The organism is Rhodococcus sp. OK302, from assembly GCF_002245895.1.
In the GTDB taxonomy this organism is placed as follows: domain Bacteria; phylum Actinomycetota; class Actinomycetes; order Mycobacteriales; family Mycobacteriaceae; genus Rhodococcus_F.
Genome location: NZ_NPJZ01000001.1, coordinates 5406992 through 5422256, shown reverse-complemented (window position 1 = coordinate 5422256; position 15265 = coordinate 5406992). Strand labels below are relative to the sequence as shown.

General features: G+C 59.8%; 8 protein-coding genes. 3 read left to right on the top strand and 5 right to left on the bottom strand.

All coding sequences use genetic code 11. The features are described 5' to 3' along the window. Positions 1-269: 269 nt before the first annotated feature. The 5 genes from BDB13_RS24830 to BDB13_RS24810 all read right to left on the bottom strand — a co-directional run bounded on the left by BDB13_RS24830 (position 270) and on the right by BDB13_RS24810 (position 9504). Positions 270-2150, bottom strand: a complete 1881-nt coding sequence (locus BDB13_RS24830) for a DUF2075 domain-containing protein (protein WP_369597464.1) — start codon at positions 2148-2150, stop codon at positions 270-272. A 169-nt stretch (positions 2151-2319) separates the two neighbouring features. Beyond that, complete coding sequence (locus tag BDB13_RS24825) at positions 2320-5133, bottom strand: helicase-related protein (RefSeq protein WP_176459665.1); 2814 nt, start codon at positions 5131-5133, stop codon at positions 2320-2322. Next, positions 5118-7112: a hypothetical protein gene (locus BDB13_RS24820; RefSeq protein ID WP_141210687.1), complete on the bottom strand. Its 1995-nt coding sequence runs from the start codon at positions 7110-7112 to the stop codon at positions 5118-5120. The genes BDB13_RS24825 and BDB13_RS24820 overlap by 16 nt, the downstream gene beginning before the upstream one ends. Further along, positions 7109-8410 carry a hypothetical protein gene (locus BDB13_RS24815; RefSeq protein ID WP_094274140.1) on the bottom strand — a complete coding sequence of 434 codons (1302 nt, stop codon included), beginning with the start codon at positions 8408-8410 and terminating at the stop codon, positions 7109-7111. The genes BDB13_RS24820 and BDB13_RS24815 overlap by 4 nt, the downstream gene beginning before the upstream one ends. Positions 8411-8733: 323 nt before the next feature. Then, on the bottom strand, positions 8734-9504 hold the full coding sequence (locus tag BDB13_RS24810; RefSeq protein WP_094274139.1) for an 8-oxoguanine DNA glycosylase OGG fold protein: 771 nt from the start codon (positions 9502-9504) through the stop codon (positions 8734-8736). Between BDB13_RS24810 and BDB13_RS24805 the strand changes: the two genes are divergently transcribed. The 3 genes from BDB13_RS24805 to BDB13_RS24795 are packed head-to-tail and all read left to right on the top strand — an operon-like array spanning position 9448 to position 15220. After that, a complete protein-coding gene (locus tag BDB13_RS24805) occupies positions 9448-9984 on the top strand; it encodes a hypothetical protein (protein WP_176459486.1) in 537 nt (178 codons plus the stop codon). The two genes, BDB13_RS24810 and BDB13_RS24805, sit on opposite strands and share 57 nt — an antisense overlap. Next, positions 9981-10508 carry a hypothetical protein gene (locus tag BDB13_RS24800; RefSeq protein ID WP_094274137.1) on the top strand — a complete coding sequence of 176 codons (528 nt, stop codon included), beginning with the start codon at positions 9981-9983 and terminating at the stop codon, positions 10506-10508. Before BDB13_RS24805 ends, BDB13_RS24800 begins: the two co-directional genes overlap by 4 nt. Then, positions 10508-15220: a putative T7SS-secreted protein gene (locus tag BDB13_RS24795; RefSeq protein ID WP_094274136.1), complete on the top strand. Its 4713-nt coding sequence runs from the start codon at positions 10508-10510 to the stop codon at positions 15218-15220. The genes BDB13_RS24800 and BDB13_RS24795 overlap by 1 nt, the downstream gene beginning before the upstream one ends. Positions 15221-15265: the final 45 nt, after the last annotated feature.

Sequence of the window (15265 nt, the reverse complement as noted above, 5' to 3'; positions counted from 1 at the left end):
TCCGCCATTGCGTCCGTAGTTGCTAGTACATCCGACGCAGATCGAACTGAGCTGGCCACCAGGTCTGCGCTCGGAGCGTCAACAGCCCTGTCAGGTTCGAATGTGATTCGATGGATATACCTACTGCGGATGTGAGGATGTGTTCGACGTTGATGGGTTGATGCGGGAATGGAGGCCGAGGCGTATCGAATGGATGACAACCGTGGTGAAAGCATGCATAGAGTGGGTGACGATGTGGTACTTGCCTGGAAGAGGAGGGGCGGAGCCCGTCACCCGTGCTTACTTACCAAAGAACGCAATGCAATTCGAGTTTCTTCATCCGTCGAGTAGATGACCGTTCCGATCATGCCTCGGGTGAGCAAAACTTTGTAGATATTGCGGATCAAGCGGTTGAATCTGACGTCGCCGATCTTCTTGGTGTTCTTCAGATCCGGGTCGCGATTGGCGGTGCGCACCGTCGTGAATGCGCCGTTGCGCCACACGAGATCAGGGCCGAGAATGACACCGCTCCAGTCGTATTCGAAGCCTTGTGCGGTGTAAACGCATCCAACCTGCCCGAAGCCGCCGTCTTCGGTGGCCCAGAGCGGAGCGGGAGGTGCATTGCCAATTCGTCGGTCGCTCTTGCTGTTCCACGGCCGAGACCAGTTTTCGATTTCGACATCCGCCACGAGAGTGCCGTCCTTTTCGGCGTTGCTCCACGGCCAGCAGTAGCCTGCTGTCATACGAGCTGAGTATCCGCGCTCCATCTGCTGGGACAGTAGATGCTCCATCTCTTGCGGAGTGTCAGCAATGCGAATGGAAAACTGGGGGTCTCCACTCCAGGGAACAGGCTTACCTTCGGAGAGTCCGAGGAGTTGCTTGACCCAGAGAACGTACTCTTCGCTACCGCCGCAACGGAATTGCTCACCGAGATGAACATGCTGGGTTTCCAGGCCGAGAGATTTTGCATGGCGTTCGATTTGTTCCAGCGATCCCATCTCGCCGGGACGCACTACCTGGAACTCGTCGAGCAGGAAGACGGGGACGCGGGCTGCTGCCATCAATTCATCCAACTGCGGTCGCTCGGTTCGCAGTTCGGCTTTGGTGTAGCGGTCTACCGAGGTCTCGCGGATGCGGTGGGCTTCGTCGAGGATTAAGACGTCGAGGCCGTTCCGATCCGCGACCATGAACTGATTGAAGTATTTGAACATCTTCTGAACCCGCGGTGCGCGGGCTCCGGCCACTTTGCGGAGAGTTTGTGTGAAGGACCGGGAACCAGTGGCGTGCAACACTGTTCGCCCTCGCCTTGCCAGTTCGCCCAGTAGGGATAGAGCAACAACGCTCTTCCCGCTGCCAGGTCCACCGGTCACGATGATCACTCGCTTGTGATCGAGCTGATGCGCCTGCTCGACTGCGTGGAGTACGAGGTCGACAGCGAGTTGCTGGTCACCCAGCAAGTGAAACTGCGGCCGATCCCGGACTTCGGCGGCAGCCACTTTGAGGAGCTGTTGAGACGGCGCAACCGCGGACCGGATCAATGTGTCGCCGGCGGTGTGGCCTGACGACTCGGTCGACAGCCGAGATTTGAGGAAGGTCTGCAGATCGCCGCGATCAGCGCCGGTGAACAACCGCCCGGCGAGGGATATCGGATAGGACCGAAGATCTGCGACAGCCGCGGGATCTGTGGCGTTATGGAGGTAGGCGACACCGGCAACCGCGTCCGGCTGATCCGCAAGAGCTTTCGCGAAGTCCAACAGATAGTCGCAGTAACCCTTGACCTGTGCGACCGGATGTAGCTTGGGACCACCAGGCATTCCCGGTACATCGACAAGGTCAGCACTATCTTCGTATCGTTGCGCGGCCGACCACTGTTTGAGTTCCACGACGACGTAGGACGGTCTACCCGTGGCGGGATGCATGCCCGCAAGAATGACGTCAGCGCGCTGAGAAGTGAGCGGTAGATGATACTCGACCAACATCTCGACGCCACCGAGTCCGGCCTCAATCAAATCATTGGCCAGAACGGGAAGGCTACGGCTCCACGATTTCTGCTCCGATTCACTGGCGCGTCGGCCGGTACGGAACAGCATCTGCTCCAACAACTGTTCCACCAGAGAATCAGGATGCGCCATCGCACCAATCCTGTTGGCAGAAGTACGAAGCAAGGTCACAGTGAGATCCCCCAGGCAGCACGAATCGAGTCGTGCGGGTGGGGGCATGTCCGTGGCTGTGAATCACAGCGGAAGTCCGTCGGGCCGCGCTCAGTACATTAGCGGAAGCGCGGTGCTACGCATCAAGCGACTCGTGCGGCCGCGCCCGACGGTGACTGTATGGGCGGACTCATTGCATCGCGGTGTCTTGCAATCTTAGGTCTGTCGTTGGAGCAACAGGGCTTCGCAGATCCATGGTCAGGGCCTGGGCGATCTGTGGTGCCAGGGGGATTCGGTTCTCTTCTTTGTCGGTAGACACTTCGCTATGGCCGCCGGCACGTCCCATCACGATGTTGAACCATCCGGCGCGATCCTTCACTACCTTGTACATCTTCTCGTCGTGGGTTCCAGCCAGGTAGGGCTCATAGACATCTATCAACTGACCATCGCGTTCGGCGAGAGAGCCAATTCGATCCAGGCGGCCTGTGCGCTGCTCCAATACGCTTGGGTTCCAATCTAAATCGTGGTGAATCACGTCGCGACATTGCTGGTGCAGATCGATGCCTTCGCCCATGACGGAGCTAGCAACCAAGATGTCAGGGGCGAATGGGGTGTTGAATACTCGGGTCAGGCGCTCACGGCTGTCTCGTCTGGTTTCGCCGTGTGCGCGCCGGACCGGCTGCAAACTTGCTCCGCGGCCCGACTTCTCGTTGGTAGCGTCTCTCGCGTCATGCTCGCCGAGTAGCGCCGCAAAGACACTTACCCGTTCGGAGTCCTCCATCTTGGAGGCGCGCAGGGCGAAGTCCGCTAGCTGTTTCAGAAAGTTCAGCCGGTGTTGGTTGCCTCCCCCGAGTCCGCGCCACAGTGTCTCGACGTCCATGTCGAGTGACAGTGTCGTGTAGCGGACGAGGTATGCAGGTGAGCGCAAGGTGCGAACGGTAACCTCAACCAGGTTGTCGGTGAGAATGTCCGCATCGGGGGTGTCTTTGGTGACTGACAGGGCAAATAGGCCGCGCAAGCGGCCACGGATGTCGTCACCGGATTTGGTGGCCAAGCGAAATATCCGATCGGAAATTTGCGCGATCGCGTCATGTACCTGCACGGGATCGTGGGAGTTCAGTCCCAATGCTCCTGCCGCGACAGTGTTGATTTCGGAATCGATCCGGCACTTCAATGCCGATTCGAGAGCCTCGCCAGTGCGGACGTACCAGAAGAAGATCAGGCACTTGCGACCGCGGCACCAGAGGTCGAGTGCGCGATCTACGGTCGCCTGCACCTTCGGATGACTGTCAGGGTGAACTCGGTCGTCATTGAGCAAGTCAACAATTTCCCTTTGATACCAGGAGCTTTCGTCCTCGGTGATCGGCTCGTAGGGGGAAGGTGTTTGCGGCTCGAGCAACTCGAGGTCGCTTTCCTCATTGTTCTGCCGAACATCAGGACTCTCTCGTGAAGCGTTTCCAGTCGCGGACCGAAGGAAGGCGTTGAATGACGATGCGATGCCGTACGCGAAGTAAGGTCTGGCACCGTTCTGCTCGTTGCAGTTGGCGACGAATTGTGCCCGCCCAGCGAGTAAGAACGGCAACATCAGGTCAGGAGGAATGGGAAGCCCTCTGCTCGGATCTGACGCTGCGCCGAGGGCCAGTGCGGCACCCGGAAGGTACCGTCGACGCTGTTCGTGTTCGTGCCGAATGATCCACGGTCGCAGCGTTTGATGCATCACCTCGCGTCGGCATACGGCCTCACACGCAGCTTTCCACGCGGCGGACACGCTTCTGTTCACGCCTCGCGGGGGTGCCGAGTTTGCCTGCCAGGCGTCGAAGGCGGCGATGTCGGAGGGTTCGAGTCGGCCCCAAGCGTCATCCAGAACCAACGCGGAGTTCTGGGCGGAGTCCATTGCGGCGGAGAGTTCGTCGAGGCGGGTATCAAAATCATCAGTGATCTGATCAGCGTATTGCCGAACACTGCGCATCCGGCTGAGAACATTGGTCAATTCTCGATGCCCGAGTTCAAATGGTGTCGCGGTGAGGAAAAGCATCCGCGCGAATATCCCACTCAATCCGCCCCGTTCGATAGGCGCACCCGACCGAGTTTCGCCGGGCACCGCGAATAGTCGGGCGAGGTGAGTTTCTCCATTCTTCAGCCGGTGTGCCTCATCGACGATGAGCAAGGGGAGCTCCATCGAGGTCGAGGCCAATACCGACTTCCATACAGCCTGAGTGGAACGGTCCAACTCGACGCGGGCCAGAGTGAGCCGCTGCGGCAGATTTGACGAGCGGTTGACCGGGAGTTCGCGGATCACCTGCCGAAGCGGATCGAGATCGATACGGTCATGGGTTTCCAGTAGTGCACTAGGAACTGGGTCGTCAGGCAGTTCTTCACCAGTCAGGTTGTTCCACAGTCGGCGCCAGGTCCGCGGATTCTCGTTCAACAGGGCTTCGACACGTTCGCTCGTGAATTGTCGGTGACGTAGCAAGCCGCTCTGCCCATCGCACCACTTTGCTATGACTGGCCGCAACGCAAGTAATTCGGACCTGCGGCGGGTCGCCAAGTGTAGTAGCGCAAGTTGAATGAACTGGTCCTTCATGGTGGTGGTCAAGGCAGTGTGAGTGACGATCAGGAGGTGCGCGGCGGAATCGTCTGGGTCGTCGAGGGCTTTGAGGAATGCCTCACCGCTCCGGATCGGCTCCGCGACACACCGGATACTGTGCGCCGGCTGAAGACACATGGTGCTGAACTTCTTCCATTCGTCGACCCATTTGGTTGCGACCGCAGGTGGCACGAGGACTACGACTTGTCCGCGTGGTTCTGTCGAAAGAATTTCGGTGGCTGCAACGCAGAGAGCGACATACGTTTTACCCATACCGACCCGATCCGCGAGAATCACACCTTCTTGTTGATCTAGGCGACCCAAAATATCTGCTGCGGTACGCAGTTGTCGCTTCCAGGCCGCAGTGAACAGCGGTTCGATCTCAGTGCGAAGTAACGATGTCAATTGCTTAGGCATCGTAGGGCCTCCTGTGTTGCTCTGTGGGCGTAGTCTGTGATGTCGACAGGGCCCGATGCTATGGATTTGATTGCGCTGGAAAGGTGTTGGATCGCGTCGATTACTGCTCGCCTCGCCTGGAGCACGTCGTCTTCGGATAGATCAGCCCACGCGGCTGCCCAATTAGTTCGTCCCACTGCGAGTGCGAGTTCAGCCAGCTTGAACAGTCCTCCAGCGGCGCTGTCATTTTGACCGGATACCGATTCAACTACCTTGTCCGCAAGAGAGATCGGCCCTAGCAGGCCAGCTAGCCTAGCCTGGATTGCGTCGGCAGTGGGTGCACGCCGGGACAGGCGGGACTGCAATTGCAGGTACGCTGCCGCCAACGAGCGGCCTTCTCGTAGCAGGGAACTTGGATCGTCAAATCGTGCGAGCGGGTCCCACGCAAAACCCAATTCCTTGACCTGCACCGCATTCCGTTGGTTCTCCTCTGCTACTGCTGCCACGGATTTGCCTGCAGCCAACGCGGCGAACAAGTCTCGAGCGGAGAGGTCCGCAGTCGACCTGCCGAGTGGTAGAAGGTGCGGGTCGTCGACGACCACAGTCCAAGGGGATATGTTTCCTGACCAAGTCACGTCAACAAAGGAGGGCAACTCGTGTGGAAGCAGGTTCCGGGTGATCTCAGCGATGCGTCCGAGTGCCGTCCAGTCCTCGCCGGTCACCAGCACTGTCCCGTTGGTGGAGCGAACCGCCCAATCATTCAACAGCAGTTCCGGATTGAACTGCATGACAATCTGCCAAGTTTCGGTACCAGCAGCCATACGTAGGCGGCAGATCTCAAAGAACAACGGCAGTGGTGTCGGTGGAGCTTCGTCCTCGTCTTCGAACTTCGGTGGTGTGTCACTCAATTCGATCACGTCACCAAGCACGATCAACGAGGCCAGTGCTCTCCCTTCGGAGCTGCGTATCGGCGCGCCTAGCCACACGTTCAGCTCCCGGTGTGGCTGTGCGGAGAGCCCGAGGCCAGCTGCGGTGTGGTTGGAACTCCCTATTAGCGCCGCAATCCAGGTGTCGCTCGCCAAAAGCAGGCATTTTGCATGTAGCGCTCGCACTTCGGTGTCAAGCGGTGCGAGCAGGTAGGTCCCTGCAAGGTCTCTCAAGTAGGGAGGCAGTGCGAGAGTGCCGTCGTAGCCTGGGACAGTCGCGGCATCGTGGCGTCGGCTGGACTTGGGTAGCCCGGTGAGGATGGAAGCGACGGCCTGGGTTGTGTCTGGCTCACTGTCCCAGAATGGTGAGAGCTGAAGTGCACGTGTCGGATTCGGTCCGTGCCAAACGTCTTTCCACTGGGCGAGTGGAGAGTTGCCAGGACGAGTTGGGGCAAGGCTGACCTCGACGGTGCGGGAACTCCCAGCAGTGTCGCGCTGATGGTTGACGCGTCTTTCGAACTCAGTGAGTATGCGGCGGGCACGGATGATGGGCTTGTAGTCGGGTTGCCCGCCGGGAATCAGATCAAGGTAGGTTGCCAGCTCGTTAGACAGGTCGATCAAAGTATCGGGCGGTAGCAGACAATCGGCGCCGAGGTTGGCGCTGATGCCGATCTCGATCTGCCTGCGGTATCCCGCGGAAGTCAGGTTGGCGGATCCGATCAGGACACGGGTGGCGTTCTCCCACATCAGAATTGCAACCTTCGAGTGTAAGAGTCCGTGATTGACGTTGCAGTGCAGAAGGTCCCAGCGAAGGGATGCCCGGTCTGCTGCGGTGCTGCGGTCGGCGAGGACAGTGATCTGAGGCTCGCTGAGACGATCCTCCCTCTCGAGCTGTGCGATTGTGTCGACAACGCTACCGGACCCCTCATCCTGCGTAGTAAGCGAGAGAAATCGTCCGAGGCAATCGGTTTCGAAGAAGGTTGGTTCCAAGACGAATGTTGTCGCGATCGCAGCCACAGGTTGGCCCGCACCTTGCGGTGGCTGCCAACCGTCGAGTAACGGAGTGGAGGTCACCGGGTCGTGTCCACGAACCGTTGAAGGGTGCTCAAGCGCATCGGGTGTATCCAATTCTCACTGTCGGTGTGCGGTTGATTGCGGTACGCGGATCGTGTGATCCAGCTGCCCTTTATCTGGTCGAGCCACATCAGCTTGTCCTTCGATTCTTGGACTTGGCGGTGCCGCTCAAGGAGCGCGTCGAACATTGATCTGGGACCCATAGGGTTGTGAAAGAGCGCTGTCGATTCCGCGATGTCAGCGGATAGATGCGAGATCACTGCGTATGTGTCGGCTACATGGTTGTCGACTTCGGCGGCGGTGTCTATGGCGCGTTGGGTCAATGCGGGGAGTGACTGCGCGGCCTTGATCAGCATCTGCAGTGAATCGGGGTCCGTCGATCCCGTCTGCGCGGACATATGGCGAACCAGGTCTCGGAAGGCTCGGTCGATGACCGTCGCGCATTCCTCGTAGGCAGTCATTGCATAGAGGAGAACGCGAAGATCGGCAGGGGCACGAGGAAGGAGATGAGCCGCAATCTCGTGCTCCGGAATATCTTGCGGTGGTGGGTCGTTGAAGATCATTCGACTCAGAGTGTTCCGGATCTCGTGACTGCTGTGCATGACGATCCGGTGTAGCTGTGCGCGTTCCGCTGTGCCTGGCGACGAGGGGAGAAGGGTGCGCTGGATGTCGAGGTACAGTCGACTTTGCTTGGGTGCTGAATCGGTCTTCAGGGCATTCAAGCTCTGCTCTTCGATGGTTCTTCGGAAGTTTCCACCACGTGAGGCTCGTGGACCCGAGAAGAAGCCGTCCATCCCGGTGTCCTTCTCCCACGCCAGGACAAGCGACGCGGCCGTATCTAGGGGCAAGCCGCGATTGTCGATAATTCCTGCGTCGACGCTGAACGGGCGGTGTACACCAGTGAATCCGAAGACACGGGGGCCACGCAGGTAGGTTTGTGCATTGAGTCCTTCACCGATGTTGAGCGCTCGGCGCGCTTTTCGGCTACCCGGCAGTGATCGGACTGCCGTTGGATCTTTCGACTGAACCAATGCGGACACCACCAGCCACTCGTACGCGAGATCGGCGGTGGTGGATCCGTCGGAACCGATCTCGTCAACCAACGACTGGACTGCCACCGCTCCTACAGCGGTGAGAGTGACAAATCGAGGCAGGCTCATCCTGGCTCGCAGGCCGGGCACCAGAAGTTCTGCCATCCGTTCGGCGATCGGTGCAAGCCCCATCGGGTCGAGACTGCCCTCACCCGAAGCACCCGGGTCGTAGGGCGACAATCGCGGAAGTTGATCGAGGAGGGTCATGATGGTTGCGAGGCTATGTGGACACCAGCGTGGAGTCCGAGAATCAACCGTTGAAGCGGCCGATGACCATCGACCCACACGCTGTTCAAGGCTTGGCGCATTCGGAACTGATTTGTAACTGGACCTTCACATGCTTTCCAGTGGACGTCGATTGAGGCGGGCGCGGCGTTGCCCTTCCCTGCGTTGCCGTTGGTCATGCTGGAGTGTCTCCTGGGCTGGTCCGATAGATTGCCCCAACTTAGTGCCGAGATGATTCACCGCATGGGAGGTGGGCGTCGGTGTCGGTCGCGTGGATTTGCCAGACCCCGCAGTATTGATGGACCTTAGAACAGCGTGGGCATTGCACGTTCGCCGTGACGAGCTTCCTGAACCCGGGCAGTCCAGCGTTTTACCAGCCACATTTCGATTAGCTCGGGGCGTGTTTGGGCCGTTGTCGCCCAGGCGTTGAGCAACTCGTTGTAGCGGTGGTATCGACGCAGGGTGAAACTGCTGACCGATGGATCTTCCAGCCAACCTTCGTGAATGAGCGTTGACACACCGAACTGGTCGATCAACTGTGCGCGGCTACCCGCCTCGGATACTCCCGCGGCCCACATGAATGCCGCGATGAGGGAAACTCCGACACCAGGTGTCACGGGCCATCCGGACCAGGTATCGCGGTGGATGGCCGGCAATGTGCGGGTCTTCACGCAGTAGTCGAGGATGGACTTGATCGTCTTCAGTGGATCTTCGCCATCGGGGACCTGTGTGTTGAAGACGTCGGGGAATCGACGTTTGAATCGGCGACCCCGATGAGCGCTCTGCCAGGCCGCACACAGGAATAGCAGTCCGAGCCCGTCATGGTCTGCGATGACGAGTTCGCTATTTGGGCGAAGGTCATTGCGCTGCACCGTTGCCATGCCAGCAGTGACGATCTTTCCGTCGTCGTTCCGGCCGTGTAGTCGAATCTCGTGGTTGGCGTCGCGCAGGTGCGAGTTCCACCAGTCCAGATCCACGGTGGCGCCGTCATCGAGGACATGCAGATCGTAATTTCGCACTTGACACCACTGAACGCAGGCTTCGGGCGGTTCGAATCCATCGTCTTCGATCTCCATCTTGAAATAGTGGCACCGTCCACCGACAGGATCCGGTTGCCGCGCTTGCCGAGCGCAAACTCTGCTACGTTGGCGACGCAAACAATGCTGATGCCGGGGGGCTTCATGGGGGATATCGCTAACCGTCGACTCGATTTACTCGACGAGGTCGACGCATTCCGACTCGGCTTCGGCAGAGTTCAGAGTCTGACCGCCGCCGTCCGCGATGCGGTCCTGCTCGTCCCCATGTTCGACGACCGCATCCTCATCACATCTCTGCGCGGGATCGACTGGATCTGCGCATTCACCGACGAACAACAATTCGCTCGCCACCTTGCAGCGCGAGGTGAACTCGTCGACGCCCGCTACCAGTGCGTCCTCGGCAGCAGAATCTTCGACACTCTCATTCCTTCCTTGCCCGAAGCCACCGGACTATTTGTCGACATCGCCGGCGAGACTCCGTTGGGATTCCCGCCAGCATCCAAGGAAGCTTCCCGGTGAGCGAACACCTCGACGTCGACCCGCAAGTTCTCCTCGACGCCGCAGCCGGCATCACTGCGATCACCGGCGCTCTCACCGAACTAGGAATCGGCGAAACTGCTTCAATAGGAAGAGGTTTCGCAAACCTCACACTATCCACCATCGAAGCCGGTCATCACGGGGTCCAGCAAAGTCTCGAAGAATTCGCCGAAAGATGGACCTGGGGAGTGAGGGCACTGGTGAAAGCTGCGAACAGTATCGCCAACACCCTCGACCTCTCGGCCGGACTTTACAATTCAATCGAGCAAGCTAACTCCGGCACTGTGAAAACGGCGTGGACCAACGTCTTCGGAGATCCCCGAATGAATTCCGAAGAGGCCGGATCTCGCAGTTGGGGTGAAACATTCGCCGACAACCCCGCCAACAATGTCCTCAACTCGGACTACAGCGCGCAATCATTCGGTGCCGCTTGGAGCACCATCACGGCCAACGCCGGGGCAATCGGCCGCGACACAGTGGACATCGCAGTAGCGGGAGCGAACTGATGGGCTGGCTCGAAAACGCTGCGGGAATGGTCGACAAGATCGGTGACCGCATCGAGAACAGCGTCGAAGACGGTCTCGAATCTGCCGGTCAAGCAATCGATTCCGGCCTCGACGCTCTCGCTGGAGCGGCCAACAGAATTGGAGCCGACGGTGTTGCGGGAGCACTCACAACCCTCAGCGATTCGGTTGCGAGCATCACCGGCGGCCAGGTAGACGAACTCGAACTCGGACAAACAGATCAACCGAAGGAACTCATCCGCGGAGACACTTCCGCCATCTTCGGCGCTGTCGACACACTCACAGCGCTCACCGCCGGAATCGAATCCACGGCCACCTCGCTACGCCAGATCGATGCAGCCGACTGGACCGGAACCGGCGCCGACGCATTCAACGAGGTCTACGACAAACAACCCGGGCTCTGGTTCGAAGCCGCCGACGCCATGATCGGTGCCGGTAGCACGCTGACATCCTGGTCGTACGCCGTCGAGGGCCTCCAAGCACAAGCCGCCGACGCCATCGCACTGTGGAAAGAGGCCGCGCGGGTAGAACAATCACAGATCGACGCATTCAATGCACTCACCGGCGAGCAGCAGCACGCGAATCCGCTGACAGATACGTGGACCCCGATGAGGGAAGAAGCGCGGCGTATCCTCGCCGATGCCCGGAGCAATCGTGACTACATCGCCGGCCAGGTAGTCGGCGAACTCGAGCAGGCTACCGCCGCTGCCCCGACCGAGCCGCCGTTCACCGAGCGCATGATCGACAACCTCACCGACATCGCTGAGGGCAGTAACCTCGCAGCGGCGAACTTCAGCGCGGGCCTCGTCGGCAGTGTGACCGGGATAGTCGCCTTCGTTCGCCAGGTCAGCATCGTCGACCCCTACAACATCAGCCATCCGGCCGAATATTTTGCGGGAATGAGCGATACTGTCGCCGGGGTTACTGCGGCAGCAGCCAATCCGGGCGCGGCGGTCAGCGCGATGTTCACCGGCATTGCGAAGAACCCGTTCGAATTCGCAGGTTCACTTGCCGGAGACGCAATACTGACTGCGGCGACCGGGGGCGCCGGCGGCGCGGCAGTGTTGGGCCGAAACGGAATTCGGATCGCCGATGAGCTTTCGGAGCTAGGCGCTGCGGGGCGCACACTCGACGACATCCCAACTCGGCCGTCAGCGCACGGGGAACCGCCTTCCGATGGCAGCCACCCCGACACACCTGGCCCGCGAGAACGATCCGAGGGGGATCGCGGTATCGGCGAGGACGCTGCCGACTCCGGACCCAATTGCGATCGGACACAACAAGAAGTGTGTTCCGGCCGGGATCCGGTTGATATCGCAACGGGCGAATTCTTGCTTCCGGAAACGGATCTCGCACTCCCCGCGGTACTCCCGTTCATCCTGACCCGACGGCACCGATCCAACTATCGGAGAGGCCGCTGGTTCGGCAATACCTGGACCTCGACGCTCGACATGCGTGTCGTCGTCGAAGAATCCGGAGTGAGCTTTGTCGCCGAAGATGGTGTGCTCCTGGCCTATCCGCATTCCGAACCCGGGATCCCTGTCATGCCGATATCGGGTCAGCGGTGGCCGTTGACTCGCACCGCTGCCGGCGGCTACCGGATCGAAAATCCGGAACGCGCGATCATCTGGCATTTTGCTCCCGAACGCGCCGCTGCCGGGCTCGACATCGAAGTCGGAAACTTCGCGATCAGTGCCATCACTGATCAGCACAAGAATCGAATTCGATTTCACTACAACACTTCCGGTGAACCTACCGAGATAGTCCATTCGGGTGGCTACCGGATCCTGGTCGACACCACAGCGGGGCGCGTCGCGGCGCTCTCAGTGGCCAGCCGTGACCAGAACACTACGGTTCGCCGATTCTCTTACCGCGACGGGAATCTCGCTGCCGTCACCACTGGCACCGGCGCAACCACCAGCTACACCTACGACGCTGATGGACGGATGACGTCGTGGACCGATTCCAACGGCAACCGGATGCTCAACACCTATGACACCTTCGGGCGCGTCACCGAACAGCACGGAACGGGCGGGGTCCTCGACTCTTCCTTCCACTACGCCGATATGGCCGACAGCGCAGGTTCCGTCACCACCGTCACCGACAGCGTCGGAGCCGTGACGGTCCACGGTTTCGACAGCGATCTGCGCCTCCGTGATCTGGTGACACCAATCGGCGCGCACACTCACACCGACTACAACGCCCGCCGTGATCCTCTCGCAGTCACCGCCCCCGACGGAACTGTCACCCGCTACCGATACACCGCGGATGGGGATATCGCACGCATCACGCGCCCCGACGGACATCCCATCATCGTCGAGTATGTGGCAGCGCGAAAACCGTCGGCGATACGTACGCCGGGCGGGGCGAGTGCCCACCGGACTTGGGACCCCAGCAGTGGCAACCTGATTGCTTTCGCAGACACGACCGGGGCGCGCACCGAATGCACCTACCGTTCCGACGGCGCGCCCGCATCCATTCTGAGTCCGAGCGGTGCGCGCACCGAAATCGAGTGCGACAAAACAGGTTTGCCGATCTCGGTGACCGATCCGCTAGGGCTTGTCACCAGTATCGCCCGCGACGGATTCGGCCGGATCATCTCCGTCACCGACCCCACCGGTGCGACAGTGCACTATCAATGGGGTGTCGACGGAAAACTGCTCGCGCAAGTGGACCCGGACGGATCCACACAACGCTGGAACTACGACGGTGAAGGTAATCTCCTTCGTAGCGTTGATGCACTCGGCGCTGAAACTCACTACACCTACGGCGATTTCGACCTTCTCGTCTCGCAGTGCGATCCGGATGGCTCCGTCACCACCTATACCTGGGATACCGAACGCAGACTCGCCTCGGTGATCAATCCGATGGGCGGGGTATGGACTTACCGGTACGACCCAGCGGGAAGGTTGATCGAAGAATCCGACTTCAACGACGCTACAACCGAATATGCCTACGACTCGATGGACCACATCGTCGAGGTCACTCCGCCGACCGGTGTAGTGCGTCGTCATACGTATGACGTTCTCGGGCAACTTTCCTCGGTGGACACCGATGCCGGCGAATCCCGGGCCTTCGAGCGTGACCTCGCAGGCCGACCCGTCGTCGCAACCACCGCGCAGCACGGCAATCCGATCCACAGACTCGCCTACGAGTACACCCTTGACGGGCTCCCGACCGGTCAGAGTCTCGATAATCATCCCCCGATGACCTTCGACTACGACATCGAACGGCGTCTCACCAGCCGAACCAGCCCCGGCGGCCACTCGACCGGGTGGCAGTGGGATCTGGCGGGACGACCGCGGAGCCTGGTGGCCGACGGTAACCCGATCAGTTTCTCCCACGATGCGCGTGGGCAACTGACTGCGTGGAATGTTCACGAACTCGCTGTGACTCGAATCCATACCGTCGCCGGGCAACTCGCAGCCCAGCAGGTCACCGCGCATCCGGCAACGTTGTTGAACATGGACTTCGGGCCGACATCGCGGCCGGAGCCGACCATCCTGCGGCGCGATGAATACCGCTACCGCGACGACCGTTACCTGACGGGGCACACAATCAATGCTCGTGATGTGGACACTGTCGATCGCGTCTACGCACTCGATCCGGTAGGCCGGATTACTACCGTCGACAGTGCCGAAACCACCGAGCATTTCACCTACGACGCCCTGGGCAACATCAGAGCCGACGAATCAGCACGCCGCGAGTACCGTGGCACGTTGTTGATTCGCGATGGCAGACACCGCTATACCTACGACTCTGCCGGCCGACTGATCCGGACCGTCACCACCCGTTTGTCCCGTAAACCTGATGTGTGGCACTACCGCTACGACGGCTTCGACCAACTCGCCGAGGTCACGACACCTGACGGTTCGATCTGGCGGTACACCTACGACGCTCTCGGTCGCCGAACAACGAAAACCCATCACGACCAGGTGGGTGCCGTTGCCGAGCAAACCTTTTTCACGTGGGATGGCACCACGCTCATTGAGCAATCCTCGACCCGGGAAGCCTTGCGCTGGACCTATCTGCCGGGGACACACACACCGTTGACGCAAGCAACGAACACCGAGTTCTACGCAATTGTGACCGATCTGATCGGCACCCCGACCGACCTCGTCGACCCTGTTACGGGCATCGTTGCCGGATCAGCGAAACAGTCGCTGTGGGGTGTTACCAGTTGGCGCGGCGAAGTCAGTACGCCACTACGTTTTCCAGGTCAGTACGCAGATACGGAAACCGGATTACACTACAACCTGCACCGTTATTACAATCCGCACACTGCCCGGTTCATCACCCCGGACCCGTTGGGACTTGCCCCTGCACCGAACCCTGATGCGTACGTTCATAACCCGACGGGGTGGATTGATCCGTTCGGCTTGACACCCTGCCAACCCGAATCCGTTCAAGGGCCGAATGGAGAGAAACTACCTGTAGTCGCTCCAGGGACGACTGGGTCGCCGACGTGGAATGGAAAGGGGATTGAGTACCCGGTTGCGCCGGGGACGCCAGGACTCGACCACCGTGTAGTTTCTGTTCGTGTAATGGACCCGGTCAGTAATCGAGTTGCGGATTATCCCAACGGTTACGTCGTGTATCAGAACGCAGGCGGCCAGACTGTCAATCCTGTTACGGGTCGCACTACGATCGGGAAGCATGATCCATATGGGCATATCCCACTGCCGCCAGGGTAGGAAAGACCTAGAATAAGTTTAGTGAAATCGGAAAATATCTTTGGA